Origin of the sequence: Gilliamella sp. B2838, from assembly GCF_026536185.1 — a bacterium.
Classification (GTDB): domain Bacteria; phylum Pseudomonadota; class Gammaproteobacteria; order Enterobacterales; family Orbaceae; genus Gilliamella.
The window spans coordinates 137,499-157,518 of sequence record NZ_JAFNOO010000003.1; the positions used below are offsets into that span (position 1 = coordinate 137,499).

General features: G+C 34.4%; 15 protein-coding genes. 10 read left to right on the forward strand and 5 right to left on the reverse strand.

From position 1 onward, the window contains the following. Positions 1-7 precede the first annotated feature (7 nt). The 3 genes from J3U63_RS04350 to J3U63_RS04360 all read right to left on the reverse strand — a co-directional run bounded on the left by J3U63_RS04350 (position 8) and on the right by J3U63_RS04360 (position 5,202). Positions 8-1,258, reverse strand: a complete 1,251-nt coding sequence (locus J3U63_RS04350; protein WP_267344356.1) for a nucleoside permease — start codon at positions 1,256-1,258, stop codon at positions 8-10. Between the two features lie 684 nt (positions 1,259-1,942). Next, the gene (locus J3U63_RS04355) at positions 1,943-4,246 is read right to left on the reverse strand and encodes a TonB-dependent receptor domain-containing protein (protein WP_267366939.1); all 2,304 of its coding nucleotides are present in this window, start codon (positions 4,244-4,246) and stop codon (positions 1,943-1,945) included. A 104-nt stretch (positions 4,247-4,350) separates the two neighbouring features. After that, a complete protein-coding gene (locus J3U63_RS04360) occupies positions 4,351-5,202 on the reverse strand; it encodes a heme/hemin ABC transporter substrate-binding protein (RefSeq protein ID WP_267370629.1) in 852 nt (283 codons plus the stop codon). A 226-nt stretch (positions 5,203-5,428) separates the two neighbouring features. Between J3U63_RS04360 and hutW the strand changes: the two genes are divergently transcribed. The 8 genes from hutW (at position 5,429) to J3U63_RS04400 (ending at position 13,630) form a co-directional block, all read left to right on the forward strand. Next, entirely contained in the window at positions 5,429-6,829 is a 1,401-nt protein-coding gene (gene hutW, locus J3U63_RS04365) for a heme anaerobic degradation radical SAM methyltransferase ChuW/HutW (protein WP_267370631.1), read from the forward strand. A gap of 28 nt (positions 6,830-6,857) precedes the next feature. Continuing rightward, positions 6,858-7,358, forward strand: a complete 501-nt coding sequence (gene hutX, locus J3U63_RS04370; RefSeq protein WP_267344353.1) for a heme utilization cystosolic carrier protein HutX — start codon at positions 6,858-6,860, stop codon at positions 7,356-7,358. An 8-nt stretch (positions 7,359-7,366) separates the two neighbouring features. Continuing rightward, positions 7,367-8,005 (forward strand): NAD(P)H-binding protein, encoded by a 639-nt coding sequence (locus tag J3U63_RS04375; protein WP_267370633.1) that lies wholly within the window; start codon positions 7,367-7,369, stop codon positions 8,003-8,005. Positions 8,006-8,051: 46 nt separating this feature from the next. Then, the gene (locus J3U63_RS04380) at positions 8,052-9,041 is read left to right on the forward strand and encodes a FecCD family ABC transporter permease (RefSeq protein ID WP_416379528.1); all 990 of its coding nucleotides are present in this window, start codon (positions 8,052-8,054) and stop codon (positions 9,039-9,041) included. 16 nt (positions 9,042-9,057) lie between these two features. Then, entirely contained in the window at positions 9,058-9,834 is a 777-nt protein-coding gene (locus tag J3U63_RS04385) for a heme ABC transporter ATP-binding protein (protein ID WP_267370635.1), read from the forward strand. Between the two features lie 82 nt (positions 9,835-9,916). After that, a complete protein-coding gene (gene zntB / locus J3U63_RS04390; RefSeq protein ID WP_267332586.1) occupies positions 9,917-10,918 on the forward strand; it encodes a zinc transporter ZntB in 1,002 nt (333 codons plus the stop codon). Positions 10,919-10,954: 36 nt separating this feature from the next. Then, the gene (locus tag J3U63_RS04395) at positions 10,955-11,722 is read left to right on the forward strand and encodes a GNAT family N-acetyltransferase (RefSeq protein ID WP_267366941.1); all 768 of its coding nucleotides are present in this window, start codon (positions 10,955-10,957) and stop codon (positions 11,720-11,722) included. A 15-nt stretch (positions 11,723-11,737) separates the two neighbouring features. Further along, positions 11,738-13,630 carry a DNA topoisomerase III gene (locus J3U63_RS04400; RefSeq protein WP_267370638.1) on the forward strand — a complete coding sequence of 631 codons (1,893 nt, stop codon included), beginning with the start codon at positions 11,738-11,740 and terminating at the stop codon, positions 13,628-13,630. A 63-nt stretch (positions 13,631-13,693) separates the two neighbouring features. On the opposite strand, the gene J3U63_RS04405 is transcribed toward J3U63_RS04400, so the two are convergent. Next, entirely contained in the window at positions 13,694-14,392 is a 699-nt protein-coding gene (locus J3U63_RS04405; RefSeq protein WP_267366944.1) for a hypothetical protein, read from the reverse strand. A gap of 696 nt (positions 14,393-15,088) precedes the next feature. Between J3U63_RS04405 and mgtA the strand changes: the two genes are divergently transcribed. Further along, the gene (gene mgtA / locus J3U63_RS04410) at positions 15,089-17,797 is read left to right on the forward strand and encodes a magnesium-translocating P-type ATPase (protein WP_267348185.1); all 2,709 of its coding nucleotides are present in this window, start codon (positions 15,089-15,091) and stop codon (positions 17,795-17,797) included. 358 nt (positions 17,798-18,155) lie between these two features. Here the strand turns inward: mgtA and J3U63_RS04415 are convergent, their stop codons facing one another. Then, complete coding sequence (locus J3U63_RS04415) at positions 18,156-18,371, reverse strand: YdcH family protein (RefSeq protein WP_267332591.1); 216 nt, start codon at positions 18,369-18,371, stop codon at positions 18,156-18,158. Positions 18,372-18,479: 108 nt separating this feature from the next. On the opposite strand from J3U63_RS04415, the gene J3U63_RS04420 reads away from it, so the two are divergent. Further along, a complete protein-coding gene (locus J3U63_RS04420; protein WP_267370641.1) occupies positions 18,480-20,000 on the forward strand; it encodes a helicase HerA-like C-terminal domain-containing protein in 1,521 nt (506 codons plus the stop codon). Positions 20,001-20,020 lie beyond the last annotated feature (20 nt).

Genomic DNA, 20,020 nt, shown 5'->3' on the forward strand with positions numbered 1-20,020 from the left:
ATCAATGTTATTGCAATTGATCAACTTTAATTGGTTCGATTTCACGTTTTTCTCTGAAAAATAGTAGAAATATTACTGCAATGACCACAATCATTAATGCACCAGAGCCCCACATGCCAGCCCAATTGTAAGTTAAACCATTTTCAGGTGTTTCATTTTGAAAAAAGTATTCCATCATTGTTCCACATAAGTTATAACCAACTAAATTTCCTAAACCTAGGCAGAACAGTGAAAATAATCCCTGAGCAGAGGCTCGAACGTGTGGTGGGGCTTTTTTATCAACATAGACATAGCCGGTAACAAAATAGAAATCATAACTAACACCATGTAGTAAAATACCAATAATTAACAAACTATAAATAAACAGATTATCCACAGAGCCATAGACGAATATTCCATAACGTATAGCGGCGGTAATTAACCCAAGCATTAATACATTTTTTATACCAAATCGTTTGATAAAGAGAGGAAGACAAAGCATAAATAGAATTTCAGAAACTTGACCAAGGGATAGCCATCCAGTTGCATTTGTCATGCCCATTTCGGTAAGGTAACTGTTTGAAAATGGGTAATAAAAAGCGAGTGGAATACAGAATAAAAATGAACATAATGTAAAGTTTCTAAATTCTTTATCTTTTAATAAAATAATAGCATCTAAGCCTAAAATTACTCTTAAGCTAATTTTGCCTGTACTTTTTGGTGGCGTATTAGGTAACATAAATGCAAATAGTCCTAATACGGCAGAGCTTATAGCTGTGATGATAAGCGGAATATTACTTTTCGAGATATCACCAAAGCCTAGCAGTGTTGGTAGAAAACCACACACAACGCCAGATGCTATCCAGCCAATTGTACCTAATACTCGAATACGTGGAAAATAACGTTCTGCATCACTGACATTTGATAAAGCAATGGTATTAGTTAAAGCCACTGTTGGCATATAGGTTAAAGCGTATAAGAGTAATATAGGAAAAAATAAATTGAAAGTTGTTTGCTGTGCTGCAAGGTACATCAAAAGTGCCCCGACTAGGCATAATACAGCTAATACTTTTTGTGCTGCAAAATAACGATCTGTAATCGAACCAATAATGATTGGAGAAATTACTGCTGCAATTGAAGTCGTCGCATAACACAGACTAATTTGCGCAGGAGAAAAACCATTTTTAATCAAAAATTGTGAAACAGGCACAAACCACGCGCCCCAAATAAACCACTCAAGAAACATCATAGAAGAAAGCTTTATATTATTCATATTCATATAAATGAACTCCACTTGTATGTTACAATTATCTATAGGTTATATAAAGGTATTGCATCGCGACAATATTAACACAGGAATTCGAAGTTAGTAAGAATTGTTTATTTTTTTAGCAAAATAAATTTAAATTCGTTATTAACAATATAAAAGGATAGAGATAATTTTATTTTAATATTAATCACTTATATCGTTTTTTATTTTTTAAAATAAACTTTCTTGTTATCGATACTATAAGATGGAATATGAGTAATGCTTACTTGATTGAGCAATTTATACGTATTTTTAGCTAACTTTTAGCAAGGATTAAATGTTTATATAACCTTTATAACCAATCATTTTAGCTGCAATTAAATAGTTTTATAATGACTCTTCTCTCAAACGTCTGTAAGTTAATTCGCTTCTTATTTTGCTGTTACTTAGCCTTCATAATAATAAAAAGTCTATCTTCTATGTGTAAAATCTGTTGTGTGGTCTATTTTTTAGCACATAGAATGAAAAATCTACATAATTGTTTGAATCGATAGGTTATAGACTATTTTATGCCATTAACTATTTTTATCGATATTTGTAAATCATATAATTTTCAGTTTTTATACATTCGCATTGTGCATAATTTTAAATTTATTACTGTAAAAGTAATCAAAGTCAGGTTTAACCTAACTTTGATACTAACTGTTGTCGGGATTAAAAATCAATGTCTAAACCTAATTGGAAGGTTCGCCCTGGTGCTGTAAACATATCAAGATATTTATGATCAGAGGTGCTATATAGCTTATTATTACTCAAATAATCCCAATATTTTTGATTGGTAAGATTGTAAATACCCCCGCTTAATTTAACATTCTTGCTAATGTTGACATAACCGGTAAGATCGATAATTCCATGTCCTGGTACTCTAAAATACTCATCTTTTGAGTCAGTGATCGGTTTACCATCATTTCCATACGATTCGCGATTAGTCGATTCCGCTTTTTTCCCTTTTTGCAGCGTTGTTGTAATGGCAACCCCATAAAATTTATTTGGATCATCCCAAGCTAGACCTATAACGCTTTTTAATGGCGCAACAGAGTCCATTTCGACATTTTTATCACCTAAGTAATTGGATTTTGATTTACCTTGGTTATAGCCGATTGCGAATCTAGCACTTAAACCATTTACCGCATTAGACCATGTGCCAAAATTGAATTCACTGCTTAGTTCGGCACCATAAATATAAGCTTTATCGCGGTTTTCAGATTGATAAACGATACGATTACCCGTGCCGACAAAATCTTTTTTATATCGAGTATAGGCAATGAAGTTTTTATAGCGATTATAGAATACGGCTGATGATAACGTTATTCCTGAAACCGGATGTCCTTTTAAACCTAATTCAAAGTTATTACTTGTTTCGGTTTTTAGGTTAGAGTCACCAACTAAAACATACATCTTACTATGAGCTAAATAAGAACCGTATAATTGATTTTGATTCGGCATTTGCGCACTACGTTTATATTGTAAGTAGGCAGTAAAATCAGGATTAATATCGTACATCAATGCAAGTGATGGTAAAATTTGGAAATCGCTATTATCACTGTACTGTTTGCTCAAATTAGATGAGTTGATACCCGTTACAGACATATTATCCAAATTACGCGGTTTAGTGTTTTGATATATCGCTCTAATACCCGGAACCAAATAGTAGTTATTTGTTTCGTTATAGTTAAAGCTAATACGGTCTTCAACAAATCCACCTAATTGATAAGAACGGCTATCGGCTTGAGGTTTGGTATAGTCACCATCAGGAAAGATTTTACTATTTTCAGATTTAGCAGAAGTATAAAACGGTGATTCGTCTTTACCCCATTTAGCATTTAAACCCGCACTAATTTTTTGATTTTCGTAATTTTTTAATAATGTTGTAATAAAGTTATAAGTCTTAGTGTTATAGTTGGTTTGGGTATTAAAGTTTCCTTTAGTTTTATGACGTAAATCAGTATCATCATAAACATTAGTACGTTGATAACTTAATTGGGTCGTTAATATATCGATCCAGCTAAGGTCGGTTGGGCGCCACTGATCTTTGATAGATAAATTGAAGCGATTATTTTTACTTCTTTGGTGATCCAAAGATTCAATCTTGCTACCTGTTCTATCCCATGTATCGTAATGTGAATTTTTTGTTTTACTATTAAAGTCGATGGTTGTATTTAATAAATGTTCATCGGTCATTTGCCAGCCAAAACCGGCTAAAATGGAATTAGAGTGCCAATTTTCAGGATAACTGCTAATAGAATCCCCATGATTTCTTGTTTGCTGACCATCACGACGACTCAAAACTAATATACCATTAAGATAATCATCACCACCTGCCATGGTTAGCCCTTGATGATAACTATGATCTGCTGAATCGTAGTTATTTTGGAAACCAAAATAACTTGTTTTACCTGGGTATAAGTAGTAACTCGCTGTTTTTGTTTGGAATGAAACAGAACCCCCTAAAGCATTATTAGGATTACCAACCGAGGTTGCACCTGATTGAATATCAACTTTATTGTACATATAAGTATCAATATAATCACGCCCGATACCATAAGAACCAAATCCAGCCCGACCGACTGAATTTACGCGCCCTTGTGCAATGGGTAAAGGCATTCCATCAATATCAATCGATACGCGGTTTGCATCCAAACCGCGGATGTTATAACCGGTAAATCCACCTCTATCCCAACTACTTTTTCCACTTCCTGAACCAGAAATAGTGCCTGAAGCCGAAATCAGGGGTTGATAACGCATGATTGTTCCAAAATTTGTTCCGCCATCACGTCTAATATCTTGTTCAGAAATTTCAGTATTTGTGCCCGGTTTTTTAAATGCTTCATGCGCGGTGACAGTCATCGTGTCATTAATTTTATCGTCATCATGTTTTTCAGCGGCAATACTCGGGACTGCAAAAGTCAGACCCAAAGCTAGCGTGCTGGTTTTTTTTAAATTTGTAAAATTGAACATTGTAATCCTTTTAGACTTAGTAAATTAAATAAAATGATTCACTTCAATTGCTTCTAATTTATTGTCAAACATTATTAAAATTTATATAAAAATCAGGATGAACTTCATTTTGGATAGAAGCTTTGGTATAAAATTTTTGTAATCTCATCAACTCTTGGTCCTATCCCAAAAAGATATTGATCATCAACAACAGTTATACGGTGATTTTTGTAAGCATCTGTTTCTGTAATACCTGGGATAGTATTGATTTTGTCTAAACCACCTAACTGTTCAATAGAGTGGGTATTAAAAACAATAACCTGCGGATTCATCACAATTAGCGATTCAGGGGTATAACTTTTATAACTTGTATGTGTGGCTAAATTTTCACCGCCAGCAATCGTGATTAATGCATCCGCTGTTGTATTTTTACCCGCAACTGAATTGGTCCCAGCCATGCTCATTAAGAAAAGCACTTTTGTTTTTTCATGATGATTGGAAATGTCTTTTTGGATTTGTGAAAGATTGGTTTTAATTTTATTGATTAATTGCTGTCCTTCGGTTTTTTTATTTAATTTATCAGCGATTTTATCAATATTTTCATATAGTAAATCAACAGTACCAGGGATTCGGTTTAATGCCAATACACTTACCTTAGCATTGGCAACTTGAGCAAAGATATTATCAGGTTCTATATCTTTAAATGCGATAAAAAGAGAGGGGTGTAAAGATAAAATTCCTTCAATATTTAATAATTTCCAATAACCAATTTGAGGTAGATTTTTTACTGATTCAGGATAGGTACTCGTTTTATCAATACCAACAACTTGCTCACCAGCGCCTAGGGCATAAACAATTTCAGTTAAGCTTGCCCCTGCAATAACGATTCTTTCATTAGCAAAGCTATAATTAATCAAACCATTGAAAACAAAGATGAATAGTAACGCAGTTACTTTTGTCATAATTTTTTTTAACATTTAACACTCCCTGTGTCTCGGTATTGAGGGTAGTAATATAGTGAAAATGATAACTATTATCAATATTGTCATATAAATTATTTTATAAATCTTATTAATTACTACTTTTTTTTAGCAAAAAAATTAAATAAATATCAATTAATTATAAAATAAATTAATAAAAAATATTGATAAATGATAATAATTATTATTTAATCTTGGCAAATTTTATTTACACATAGCCGTTATGAAATCGTTAGATGTGAGTGCTTTTTTTGCTGCGAATTCCGTTTTACCTTTTAAAAATCGTTGGGCAGTAATGCCTTTACAAGCAAGTTTACCGCTGGACCAAGACATAATTGAAAAGCAATGGGAAAATATTCAATTATCTGAATTGAAAGGTAAAAAAAGGTTAATTTATGTGCATGTACCTTTTTGTGATATTCATTGTCAATTCTGTGGTTTTTATCAAAATCCACTACGTAAGCATAATACCGAAACCTATGTTGACTATCTTTTACACGAGATATCGTTAGAAATTACCAATAATGCCATGCAATCGGCCCCGATTCATGCAATCTATTTTGGTGGTGGTACACCATCAGCCTTGGCAGCAGGTCAATTGGCTAGAGTCATTCGCTATTTTAAGCAATTTGCACCCTTAGCTCCCGATTGTGAAATTACTGTAGAAGGGCGCATTTCTGATTTTGATGATGATCGCATTGATAGCTATATTGAAGCTGGAGCCAATCGTTTTTCGATTGGTGTGCAAACTTTCGATACGGATATTAGGCAAAAATTAGGTCGTCAATCTTCTAAACAACAAATTATTGATGGCTTTGAGCGTATAGCAGCTCGAGATAGTGTCGCGTTAGTTTGTGATTTAATGTTTGGATTACCTAACCAAACTTATCAAACTTGGCAACAAGATTTAGAAATAGTCGATAATCTACCTATTGATGGGGTTGATCTTTATGCCCTTAATTTACTGCCAACCACTCCTTTAGCTAAGGGCGTTGAAAATAAACGTATTGAGCTACCTTCAGTTACTGATAAATGCGATTTATATCAACAAGGCGCAAAGTATCTTGAAAAACAAGGTTGGCATCATTTAACTAATGCGCATTGGTCTAAAACCAGTCGAGAACGTAATTTATATAATTTTCTGATAAAGCAAGGTTCTCATTTTTTTGCTTACGGCTCGTGTGCGGGTGGACGATTAGGTGGGCACTCTTTTATGCTTAATCGTGATTTAGCAAGTTATTATGCGCAGCTCGATCAAGGTAAAAAACCATTAATGATGTTAACAGGTAAACCTTTAATTGGCGATTGGTTATATAAATTACAAGCAGGTATTGAAAAGGGTAGAATTGATTTAAATGGTTTAACCGATCATGCCGAATTATTCGATCCCTTAATTGAACAATGGTACCAAGTTGGTCTATTAAAAAATCAAGCACATTGTTTGCAATTAACTTTATCGGGACGTTATTGGTCAAGTAATATTCTTCAAGCTTTACAACAATTATTATTACAATTGAATAATCCAGAACATATTGAATTGCAACAAAAAATGGCAACGGCTAGACAGTCTATGAAAGCAATGCAGGGTATGTCAAAATCGGTTAATCATAAACAACATGTCTAAATAACATCACATCAATAAGGATACTTCTATGGTAGATAAACAAACACATTTAACTCACTTAGCAACTTATATGCAAACTAATCCAGAAGATTTGCTAGAAAAAATTGCACAAGACTATCAAGTTACTTTAACGCAAGTCATTCAAGCTATGCCAGAAGCTAAAATTGTTGATGGTGATCATTTCGATGCTATTTGGGATGAAGTAACAACTTGGGGTGATGTAATGTTTTTGATTCATACAGGTGATATTATTGCTGAAATTTCAGGTGAGCTACCGCCTGGCACACATAGTCAAAAATATTTTAATTTACGCCATCAAAAAGGTTTAAGTGGTCATATTAAAGCTGAACATTGTCAATATATTGCGTTTATTGAACGAAAATTTATGAAGATGTCGACAGCATCGATGATTTTTTTAAATCATTTGGGACAGTCGATGTTTAAAATATTTGTTGGTCGTGATGAAAATCATCAACTTAAAGCCGATCAACTAGAAAAATTTAGAGCTTTGATGCAAAAATTCAATTAAAACATATTATGAAAACATTATTTATTTTTGGGGTAAGCCCAAATCAAGGTACGGGTTACCAACTAGCACAGTTGGTAAGACAACGTCATCCTGACTGGCGTTGTATTGTATTAGTTAGGCATGCAGATTTTGCCAAACAGCTTTCGCAACAAGGTATTGCAACTTATGTCGGCGATGCAACGAATACTACTTTGTTAAACGCTATGTTTGAACATGCTGGTACTGACTCTGTTATTATTTCAACTTTAGGTGGTGAAACAGGTAACTATACAGCACAACGAAAGATTATTGATTGTGCAGAGCAAGCAGGTATTACCAACATGGTTTTGGTCACTTCTTTAGGCTGTGGTGATTCGTGGAACACGTTATCTGCTAGGGCAAAACAAGCCTTTGGTCACGCCGTTCGAGAAAAGTCATTAGCTGAAGTGTGGCTGCAAACAAGTTCGTTGTCGTATTTGATTTTACGACCAGGCGGACTACGTGATGGCGAAATTACTTATAGCGCTCAATGTTATTTTAATCAGGAAGTTCATGGCTTTATCCATCGAGCAGAGCTAGCTAATACGATTTTAACCAAAATAGAAAATAAGCAATTTGATAATTGTGCATATAGTGTGGTTGATCCTCATCTGGCCGTTCATAATTAATGCATATAAATATATATGATCAAGTTGATATTATCAGTGAGGTAAGTTGGTGCGTAATGTTAGTCAACGAATAATATTATGGGCATTATTGGTTATCCTTTGTGTGTTGATTATTTTTGCGGCAAACATTGGCGCACTTAAATTTCCCATTACCCAACTTGCAACAATGTCATTTGACGATCCGATATTAAATATTTGGCTCAATATTCGTTTACCCCGCATAATTTTAGCTGTTATTGTGGGAATGGCATTAGCCAGTTCGGGAGCGGTGATGCAGGGGTTATTCAGAAATCCATTAGCGGACTCGGGTCTACTTGGAATTAGTAGTGGCGCAAGTTTAATGGTCGGATTATCGATTTTATTTCCAACCATTTTTCCACCTATTATGATGCTTTACGGTAAGATGGTTGCCGCTTTTATCGGCAGTTTTTTTATTTGCTTGCTGATTTATCTTTATAGCCTGAACGAACAATGTAATTTAGCTAAAATGGTTTTATTAGGTGTAGCAATTAATGCAATTATTGCGGCTGTAATGGGCTGTTTAAGCTATGTTAGTGATGAATCTCAATTAAGACAATTATCTTTGTGGTCAATGGGACATTTAGGTAAAGGCTCATGGGATTTGGTACTCGTTGCTATGTCTCTAATTGTTCCTGCATTAATTTGTATTTTTAAACTTTCTTATCAACTTAATATCTTGCAGCTTGGTGATGAAGATGCGCACTATCTAGGTATTAATGTCCTTCGTATAAAGCAATATTTATTATTACTTTGTGCATTATTGATAGGCACAGCTGTTGCCGTGAGTGGTATTATCGCTTTTGTTGGTTTAGTTGTTCCACATATGATTCGTTTACGGATGGGGGCCAATCATCAATGGTTACTGCCGGGTTCTGCACTTGGTGGCGCTTGCCTGTTATTATTGGCCGATACACTAGCTCGAACCTTGATTGCCCCAGCTGAAATACCTGTTGGACTGTTCACCAGTCTCATTGGTGGTCCCTATTTTCTTTGGCTGATTTTAAGACAGAAGTAACAGATGGAATTAGATCATGATGTTAATTGCAAATAATTTAACATTTGCTTATGGCAGTAAAACTATTATTAATGAGGTTTCTTTCACCATTAATGCTGGTGAAATTGTCATTATTATTGGCCCCAATGGTGCGGGTAAATCGACTTTGTTAAGGCTATTAACGGGGTATCAGCAGCCATCATCTGGCGCGTGTTTTTTACTTAATAAACCATTAAACCAATGGTCGGCAAAACAGTTAGCGAAAGTTAGAACGGTGATGCTACAGCATAGTCAACTTACCTTTCCTTTCAGTGTTAAAGAAGTCGTTGCTATGGGACGTGCGCCTTACGGAAAAGACTATGTTGAGCAAGCTATATTTGAGACCATGGAGCAAACTGATTGTTTAAAATTAGCCGATCGCGATTATCGAAGTTTATCTGGCGGTGAACAGCAACGTGTTCAATTAGCAAGAGTGTTAGCCCAGCTGTGGCAACCTACGCCAAGAGAAAAATTACTGTTTTTAGATGAACCGACTTCAGCGCTCGATTTATATCATCAACAGCATACTTTAAGGTTATTAAAAAAATTAGCCAAGCAACAAAATCTAGCTGTGTGTTGTATATTACATGATCTTAATTTAGCTGCTTTATATGCGGATAAGATTTTATTACTTAATCAAGGAAAGATAGTTGAACAAGGCACACCAGCAGAGGTGATAACTGTCAATAACATTAAACATTGGTATGGCGTTGAATTAGGAATATATCCGCATCCAATAAATCAGGTTGTGCCACAAATTTATTTAACACCCTGAATAGAAATAACTATTATTCATCACTGCATTTTATATTGGTTTAGGTATATAATTATCTAAAATTAATTTACAGGTGTAGCTTATGGATCAATTTAACAACCCAAAATCAATTCCTGTTGCTCACTTATTGGCATCTCAGCCTATTTTTAGTTGTCAATTAGATGGCAAAGGCAAAGCTGTAAGCTTAGATGAAAATAGTGAAGCATCGGTTGAAAAACCCTGTTGGATTCATTTAGATTTTGCTAAGCCTGAAACAATCAATTGGATACACTCAACTACGATAATTCCTGATTTAGTCAAAAGCGAGTTAATCAAACCTAATCAGATTTCAAAGGAAATTCGTTTTGATTCAGGGATTTTAGTTGTGCTAAAAGGGGTTAATTTCACACCAAATGAATTGCCTGACCCAATTGTAACATTTCGCTTTTATATTATTGATAATTTAATCATCTCCTCTAGACATCAGCAAATTGATGCTATTTTTCAATTAAAAGATAATTTAGAAAAAGGGATAGGGCCTGTCGATGTTGCTGATTGGCTGATTCAAGTTTCTGAACTGATTAGTGATCAAGTTAATTTGTCTTTTGATAGTGTACACAACAAAATTATTAAACTTGAAGATTTGGTGTTAAATCAGCATATTTTTTCCCATAAAGAGATAGGAAGAGTACGTAAACAACTGATTGTTTTACGTCGTTTATTATCACCACAGCGGGATATTTTTGTAAAAATTTCAACAGAAAGAATATCTTGGATTGATGACAATGACCGTCAACGTTTACATGATATTTCTAATCAGCAAAGCCATTATGTATCTGATATTGACAGTTGTTTATTAAGATTGGCATCAATTATGGAACAAATTAATAGCTTTTTGGCTGAATCGACCAATAAACGAATTTATTTAATGTCTCTATTTACCATTATTTTTACGCCAATTACATTCTTAACAAGCTTATTAGGCGTAAATTTAGCGGGTATTCCAATGAGTGAAAAGAGTTGGTCCTTTCTAGGATTAGTGTTAATAATTATTGTGATTTGTATTGGATCGGTAATATGGCTTAAATGCAAAAAATGGTGGTAAAACAGTGAATTTTTTAGTCAAACAGGGTAGATGATGGTGAACTTTCATAACGTTACCGATGTTAAAGCTATCAAGCCATTATTTAAAAAATTTCATCAATCCCTTTTGCAGGCTTATTGGCAAGGCAATATTGGTTATGCATACACTGATAACGCTTTACAACCCAACTCTGCAGTCGTGAATGTTGGTTGTTTCTTTTTTTGTGCAGGTTGCCCCAATCAGGATATGCTCAGCTATATTCCAACAATTTATGGTAACAATTATTTTATTGTTATTGCAGATGATCAAACTTGGCAAAGTTTGATAGAACGGACATATCCCAGTTGTTATGAGAAATTCACCCGTTATAGTTTTTATTCTGAACCATTATTTGAACGCCAAAAACTACAAGCTATCGTTTCACAACTATCTGAAGGTTATCGACTAAAAGCAATTGATGAAAATGATTATCAACAGATTACTTCGCTTGAATGGTCTAAGGACTTATGCAACAATTTTAACGCTTATTCTGAGTTTAGAAAATATGGATTAGGATATGTTATTTTGAAAGATAATATTATTGTTTCTGGGGCGTCTTCTTATTTGGCATATAATAATTGTATTGAAATAGAAGTCGACACAATAGCGCCACACAGACGGAAAGGTCTTGGTTTGATTTGCTCAGCAAAGTTAATTTTAACCTGTCTGGAACGTCAGATATCACCCAAATGGGATGCACATAATCATGCGTCTTTAAAAATGGCGACTAAACTAGGTTTTATACTAAATAAATCTTATCAAGCTTATCATATTTGGCATTCATGATTAATATAACGTATTATGCAATCTAATCAATTCTATCGTCTTTTTATTGCCGAAAAACCAAGTTTAGCAAGAGCCATTGCTGATGTGTTACCTAAGCCTCATCAAAAAGGTAATGGTTTTATTAAAGCCAGCAATGGGGATATTGTCAGTTGGTGTATTGGTCACTTATTGGAACAAGCTACTCCGGAAGCCTATGATCAACGTTATAAAAAATGGACCATCGCTGATTTGCCTATTGTGCCCGAAAAATGGCTATTAACACCAAAAAGCAGTACTGAAAAACAATTCAATATATTGGTCGATTTGATTAAATCAGCCGGTCAAATAGTGCATGCTGGCGACCCCGATAGAGAAGGGCAATTGCTGGTTGATGAAGTGCTCAATTATTGTCAATTATTACCAGAGAAACGTAAAACTATTCAACGTTGTTTAATTAGTGATTTAAATGCTAGTGCTGTAGAAAAATCGTTGGAACAGTTACGTAGTAACCAAGATTTTATTCCTTTATCGACCTCGGCATTAGCAAGAGCTCGAGCTGATTGGCTTTATGGGATTAATATGAGCCGATTATGTACTATAGCTGGGCAACGCAATGGTTACCGAGGTGTATTATCAATTGGGCGTGTACAAACGCCTGTATTAGGTTTAGTGGTAAGGCGTGATTTAGATATTGAACAGTTTGTTCCTAAATCTTTTTATGAAGTCTATGCCGTTTTAGAAACTAAACATAAAGAGATCTTTAAAGCCAAATGGCAACCGAGTGAGGCTTGTTCCCCTTATCAAGATGAGGAGGGGAGAATATTAGTTAAAAAATTGGCTGAGAACGTTTGTCAAAGAATAAAAAACCAAACAGGCATTATCGATAAAGTAAGTAATAAAAAGAAAGAGTTAGCTCCACCACTGCCATTTAATTTATCTGCTTTACAAATTGAGATGGCTAAAAAAAATGGATTAAGTGCTCAAGAAGTATTAGATATTTGCCAATCTTTATATGAAAAACATAAATTAATTACCTATCCAAGATCTGATTGTCGATTTTTACCCCAAGATCATTTAAAGCAGATTAATGGCGTAAAATCTGCTATCGAAAATAATTGTCCACAACTGCAAACTGCTGTGGATAATGCTGATTTTACACTACGTTCTAAAGCTTGGAATGATAAAAAAGTTGAAGCTCATCATGCCATTATTCCTACTTTACGCAAAGTCACAATGAGTAATTTATCAGATCATGAACAATCGGTTTATCAAGTTATTGCAACTCAGTATCTGGCTCAATTTTATACGGCTTATAAATATGCAGAATTACAAATTGATGTTGATATTGAAGGTGGTAAATTTATTGCGAAGGCTAATCAAATGCTTGATGAGGGATGGAAAGTATTATTCAGCACTAAAAATAGTCAAAATGAAGGGGAATTAGAGAGTAGTGAAAATAGCCCTTTATTGACTAAATTAGTAAAAAAAGGTGATAGTGTGCAGTGTATTGATGCTGAACTGGTGGACAAACAAACTGTGCCACCAAGGCCATTTACTGATGCTACGTTGCTTTCTGCTATGACTGGTATTGCGCGATTTGTCAAAGATCCTGAAGTAAAAAAAATATTGCGTGAGACAGATGGATTAGGCACTGAAGCAACTAGAGCTGGCATCATTGAACTTTTATTTAAGCGTCAATTTTTAACTCGACAAGGCAAATCTATTCGATCAACGCAAGTTGGCCGGAATTTGATACTTTCAATTCCAGAAACAATGTCTATGCCAGATATGACGGCCCATTGGGAATTACAATTAGATCAAATAAGTAAAAAGGAATTTTCTTATCAGGAATTTATGTGTCAACTAAATTCATCACTGGTGAATTTAGTTGAGCAACTCAGAAATAGTCGATTAAATATTCAATCTTAATTTTCTTGATTTAAAACTGATACTTAAATCCGGTTATTTGTCAGTGTGACATATTACTTATTTTTAATTATTGTTATCGCTCTCTTGCTCATTTTGAACAAAAACTTGCTCGGCAATGGATATATTGATTTTTTGATCATCTTCAATAATAACGGCAAGTTGGTGATTGGCTCGATTAAGGAAATCGTTATCCTTAAGAATCAATCTAAGCATATTGAGTCTTTTTATTACAGGCACAATAAATTGGCTAATAATAATTGTGATGATAAAAATGGTTAATATAGCAATGATTACACTAATAATTTCAGGTGATTTAAAAATAGTGTTGAGATTAGATAGTACAAAAATAATAGCAATAACAGCAGCTATACAGCTCACAACAAATTCTTTAACGAGAAAAAGTTTTAAAGGGTAAATTTTATTTTTTTCAATAGCAAAGTATTGGGTTAATGAATTTAACTGTGTTAAATCAATAATGTTATAAATATCACTATTGATTAAGGATATAGCAATTCTCTCCTTGTTACGATTGCCTGAACGATAAAAACATACTTTTTCCCAGAGTAATTTCTTTTTAATATTGTTTAAATAGTCTTTTTGATATTGTGGCTGTGGTGTTTTTTCTAAAATATCAGTGTACTTAATAATATTTTCAAAATAGTTACTTTTAGGTTTTTTTTTGAAAACAAACGCAATTATTGATAGTGCAAAAATAACGATTAAGTTGAGCCAATTATCATTAAATAATGTACTTAATTCCATTCTATTTATCCTAGTTTAAACAGTTATCATATTGTAACGGATTATGGATAAAACGTGTATCAATTCTACACTAAAATTGTTGCAGTTAAGGCAATAAGTGCTGTTTTTAAGCGTTCAAAGCCATTATTTGCCATAATAGGTTGACTTCTTTTTTTTAAAAGCGTATAACTTGCCCGCCTTTGGGCTTTTCTTACTTTTTTAACTATTAGGTGGTTAAAAATGAGGGTTAGGGAAAGTTGAAACGCAAAGGGTTTAGTTCAGTTTACAGGAGAAATATGGACGCTCATTCGGGTCACCCCAACAGCTGGGGAGACAAATTAAAACAAATCACCATCGGTTAATGACCTGTCTAAATATTCATTTTTTCAGTTCACAAGCCGAAAATTGATAAACGGTAACGGTGAACGATATGCATTTTTCTACACGCTATCACATAAATTCAAAACATCATTGCGCACATACACATATGCTATGTGTTTTATATCTGTCTGAAAAACATTTAGAACCACCGAGTTGTATCTAATACACATTTAATTTTCTTATTACTAATAAATTTTTGCGACATACCAACCTACAAGGTTAGTTTTGCTATGCAATAAATTTATGGTTGTTCACAAATTTTGATTGTCTATAGTTGATTTGCCAACTAGATGACGGGATCTTTTTGTCAAAAAATGATGAGTTAAGGTACAAAAGATGACAAAACATACATCAAATATAAATAACGAAAATCAAGTCGGCGTGAAAGCAATTAAAGAGGCGCAAAATAGTCTTGAAACTATTTTGTCTAAATATCAAACCAGCCTCTCTGGCTTAACGCAAGAAAATGCGAAAGAACGAATCGAACAATATGGAAAAAATGAAGTCGCACGAGAAAAAGTCCCTTCTTTTATTGTGCAATTATTGATGGCTTTTAATAATCCTTTCATTTTTGTATTACTAATTTTAGCCATTGTCAGTTTTATTACTGATTATTGGTTACCTTTACAAAAAGGTGAAGAAACCGATTTAACAAGTATTATTATCATATTAACGATGGTGACACTTAGTGGTTTATTACGATTTTGGCAAGAGTTCAGATCGAATAAAGCAGCGGAAGCATTAAAATCGATGATTCGCACAACCGCTACCGTGTTAAGGCGTCCACATAAAGATATGAATCCTGAACATTACGAAATTCCGTTGAATGAAATCGTGCCAGGGGATATTGTTTATTTGTCGGCTGGTGACATGATACCGGCTGATATTCGGTTAATTGAGTCTCGTGATTTATTTGTGAGTCAAGCAGTGTTAACCGGTGAATCCATTCCCGTTGAAAAATACGATACATTAGGCGCCGTTTCACAAAAAAATAGTGATCAGGTTAATCAAGCAGATATATCTAAAGGTAATATTCTTGATGTGAACAATGTTTGCTTTATGGGAACCAATGTAGTGAGTGGAACGGCAAAAGCAATTGTTGTGGCTACTGGGGCAGATACCCACTTTGGTTCATTGGCTAAATCTATTGTTGGATCTCGCGCTGAAACCTCATTTGACCGAGGTGTGAACAGTGTAAGTTGGTTACTGATTCGTTTTATGCTTATTATGGTACCAATTGTCCTTTTAATAAATGGGTTTTCTAAAGGGGACTGGGGCGAAGCTACACTATTTGCATTAGCTGTTGCTGTCGGGTTAACGCCAGAAATGTTACCAATGATTGTTAGTGCAAATCTAGCTAAAGGTGCGGTTGGCATGGCAAAACGAAAAGTGGTGGTAAAACGTTTAAATGCCATCCAAAACTTTGGAGCGATGGACATTTTATGTACAGATAAAACAGGTACATTAACACAAGATAAAATCATTTTAGAACATCACTTAGACATTAATGGGCAGGTTGATCCCTCTGTTTTACAACTGGCATGGCTCAATAGCTACTATCAAAGTGGAATGAAAAACTTGATGGATAAAGCAATCATTCGTTTTGCTGAAGAAAAAACTAGTGTTAAAAAAGTGGGTGTTGGCCTTTATAAAAAAATTGATGAATTGCCGTTTGATTTTGTCCGTCGCCGTTTATCCGTTGTGGTACAAAATGCTGATGATAGTCATTTAATGATTTGTAAAGGGGCAGTTGAAGAGATGCTGTCTATTTCGAGTTATGTTTATGAAAATGGTGAATATTTACCATTAGACGATAACCGTAAACAAGCGCTGATTGAACTTGCTCATAATTATAATAAAGATGGATTTAGAGTATTAGCCGTTGGTGTAAAAAATATTGCCGTAGGCGAAACAAAAAATCAATACAATGTGCAAGATGAAAAAGCATTAGCAATTCGTGGTTTTTTGACGTTTTTAGATCCACCAAAAGAGAGCGCATATGAAGCTATTTCAGCATTAAATGAACATGGTGTTGCCGTTAAAGTGTTAACAGGCGATAACGAGATTATCACTATTAAAGTGTGTCGCGAAGTGGGATTAGAGCCAGGGATTCCATTGTTAGGAACTGAAATTGAAAAAATGGATGATAATCAGCTCAAAGTACAAATAGAACAACGCACAATCTTTGCTAAGTTAACGCCACTACAAAAATCACGTATTATTCGATTATTACAGGATAATGGTCATACGGTTGGGTTTTTAGGGGATGGGATTAATGATGCACCTGCACTGCGTGATGCCGATGTTGGTATTTCAGTGGACACAGCTACTGATATTGCTAAAGAGTCAGCCGATATCATTTTGCTTGAGAAAAGCTTACTTGTACTAGAAGAAGGTGTAATTTGTGGACGCGAAACGTTCGGTAATATTATGAAATACCTAAATATGACCGCAAGTTCTAACTTTGGTAACATCTTTTCTGTATTAGTGGCTAGTGCATTTCTACCATTTTTACCCATGCTCGCGATTCATTTATTAATTCAAAACTTATTATATGATATTTCGCAATTATCATTACCTTGGGATAAGATGGATGAAGAGTTTTTACAAAAACCTCGAAAATGGGATGCGTTAAATATTAGACGCTTTATGATCTGGATTGGGCCAACATCGTCTATTTTTGATATTACCACTTATGCTCTTATGTGGTTTGTGTTTAGTGCGAATAGCATTGAAGCTCAGGCTTTATTCCATTCCGGTTGGTTTATAGAGGGGTTACTTTCCCAAACGCTTGTTGTTCATATGCTTAGAACGCAAAAAATTCCTTTTGTACAAAGCACAGCCGCTTTCCCTGTGATAGTGATGACATTATTTATTATGGCTATTGGTATTTATATACCTTTTTCACCGCTAGGGAGCCTAATTGGGCTTGAGCCTTTACCGTGGACATATTTTCCTTGGCTAATTGCAACGCTATTTAGTTACTGTTGTGTGGCTCAATTAATGAAACGTATTTATATAAAACGTTTTGGCCAATGGTTTTAAATTTATTATGTCAATATAAGTGATGTAAGTATTACATCACTTATATCATCAATTCAATTAAGCCATGTAAAGCCTAAATACTCGTCGTTTGGGACTATAAATACAAAGGTTGATTTTTTAAATAAAACCACTATATTATAAAATTAGATTATATAACAATAATAAGAAGGAAATATACATGAAGACACCACATAAAAATTCAATTATGCTAATTAAAAGCCGTAAACAGAAAAAAACACAAGAACAATTGGTGAAAAGTAGCTAATCATATCGTAGATAGTATTATAATAAACCCCAAAATCTGGGGTTTATTTTTTAAGTTCAACAATCGATGTATTCGAAACATAGATTCAATTTGCTAGTCAGACGCTTTTTTTAGTATTTCATAAAGTTCATCTTTTAATTTTAATTTTTGTTTTTTCAATGTTTCTAACATTTCAGTTGTATCGACAGCAATGCCTGATTCAATGTTTTTAATTTTTTGATCTAATTCATTATGCTCATCAAATAATTTTTGAAAGTGTAAATCAGTACTTTTTAATTTTGAGATTAATTCTCGATATTCTGGGAACATAGTAACTCCTTATTTCTACTCGATAAAATAATAATAATAGCAGTTATTGCTGTTTCAGCTTACAATATTCTTAGTTGTTTTAATAGCAATTTTTATGAGGATTAATCCATGAGTGAATCGATTGTTATTGCAAAAAGTGATAGTAAAGATTTGTCTATTCTTGCTTCAATGGCAAATCGACATGGTTTGATAACAGGTGCGACTGGAACAGGTAAAACCGTCACGTTGCAAAAAATGGCCGAGAGCTTTTCACAAATTGGTGTGCCGGTTTTTTTAGCCGATGTTAAGGGTGATTTAACTGGTATTGGTGAAAAAGGGGTTTTGACGCCTAAATTACAAGCTCGCTTAGATAATATTCACGTTTCAAACTGGACCCCCGATTCCTGTCCTATGGAATTATGGGATGTTTTTGCTCAGAAGGGAATACCTGTTCGCAGTACTGTTTCTGATATCGGACCGATTCTGCTAGCAAGATTATTGAACCTTAATGATACCCAAGCGGGCGTATTACAGCTTATTTTTAAAATTGCTGATGATAACGGTTTACTTTTAATTGATTTTAAAGATCTACGTTCACTGATTCAGTTTATTGGCGATAACGCAAAAAAATTTACAACTCAATACGGTAATATCTCTGCATCCTCGATTGGTGCTATTCAGCGTAGTTTATTGACGCTTGAGCAACAAGGAGCAGAATTTTTCTTAGGTGAACCTATGCTTGAGATTGCAGATCTAATGCAAATCAATGATCAAGGGCGTGGCGTTGTAAATATTTTGTCTGCAGAAAAATTATATAATTCGCCAAAACTCTACTCGGTGTTTTTATTATGGCTATTATCAGAACTTTTTGAGCATCTGCCCGAAGTTGGCGATCTTGAAAAGCCTAAACTTATTTTCTTTTTTGATGAAGCGCATCTACTATTTAATGATACTTCACCGGCATTACTCGAAAAAATAGAGCAAGTGGTGCGCTTAATTCGTTCTAAAGGCGTTGGGGTTTATTTTGCGACGCAAAATCCTACCGATATTCCCGATACAGTACTTGGTCAATTAGGTAATCGAGTGCAACATGCGTTACGTGCCTTTACCCCTAAAGATCAAAAGGCTGTTAAGGTTGCAGCTCAAACAATGCGAGCTAATCCAAGTTTTGATACAGAAAAAGCCATTATGGAACTTGGGGTTGGGGAAGCATTGATCTCGTTTCTCGATGAGAAAGGTCGCCCCAATATGGTAGAACGTGCATTTGTTATTGCACCCTGTTCACAAATGGGCCCTATGCCAGAAGATAAACAAGCCGCCATCATCTATGACTCACCATTCTATAAAAAATATTCGCAAACATTCGATCGAGAGTCTGCTTATGAAAAAATTCAGGCTGGTTTTAGCTTTAATAATTCAACTACCAACCAATTTGAATCTAAACAACAAGGTGATCAAACTGAAGCAAACCAACAAAACCATGGTGGCATAATGGATGTGCTGAGTTCTTTGATTTTTGGTAGCAAAGGACCAAAAGGCGGACAACACGATGGATTAGCACAGCAAGTCGTTAAAAGTGCAACCAGACAAGTTGTGAATCAAATTGGCAAACAAATTACCCGTGGGATTTTGGGTGGATTTAAAAAGTAACTAAACTAAAAACGATGATT

Bases quoted from the DNA above. Each gene is read 5' to 3' on its own strand.
- J3U63_RS04405 (WP_267366944.1), bottom strand. From the start codon at position 14,392: ATGGAATTAAGTACATTATTTAATGATAATTGGCTCAACTTAATCGTT.
- hutX (WP_267344353.1), top strand. From the start codon at position 6,858: ATGGTAGATAAACAAACACATTTAACTCACTTAGCAACTTATATGCAA.
- J3U63_RS04420 (WP_267370641.1), top strand. From the start codon at position 18,480: ATGAGTGAATCGATTGTTATTGCAAAAAGTGATAGTAAAGATTTGTCT.
- J3U63_RS04375 (WP_267370633.1), top strand. From the start codon at position 7,367: ATGAAAACATTATTTATTTTTGGGGTAAGCCCAAATCAAGGTACGGGT.
- J3U63_RS04415 (WP_267332591.1), bottom strand. From the start codon at position 18,371: ATGTTCCCAGAATATCGAGAATTAATCTCAAAATTAAAAAGTACTGAT.
- zntB (WP_267332586.1), top strand. From the start codon at position 9,917: ATGGATCAATTTAACAACCCAAAATCAATTCCTGTTGCTCACTTATTG.
- J3U63_RS04385 (WP_267370635.1), top strand. From the start codon at position 9,058: ATGATGTTAATTGCAAATAATTTAACATTTGCTTATGGCAGTAAAACT.
- J3U63_RS04355 (WP_267366939.1), bottom strand. From the start codon at position 4,246: ATGTTCAATTTTACAAATTTAAAAAAAACCAGCACGCTAGCTTTGGGT.
- J3U63_RS04350 (WP_267344356.1), bottom strand. From the start codon at position 1,258: ATGAATATGAATAATATAAAGCTTTCTTCTATGATGTTTCTTGAGTGG.
- hutW (WP_267370631.1), top strand. From the start codon at position 5,429: ATGAAATCGTTAGATGTGAGTGCTTTTTTTGCTGCGAATTCCGTTTTA.
- mgtA (WP_267348185.1), top strand. From the start codon at position 15,089: ATGACAAAACATACATCAAATATAAATAACGAAAATCAAGTCGGCGTG.
- J3U63_RS04400 (WP_267370638.1), top strand. From the start codon at position 11,738: ATGCAATCTAATCAATTCTATCGTCTTTTTATTGCCGAAAAACCAAGT.
- J3U63_RS04360 (WP_267370629.1), bottom strand. From the start codon at position 5,202: ATGTTAAAAAAAATTATGACAAAAGTAACTGCGTTACTATTCATCTTT.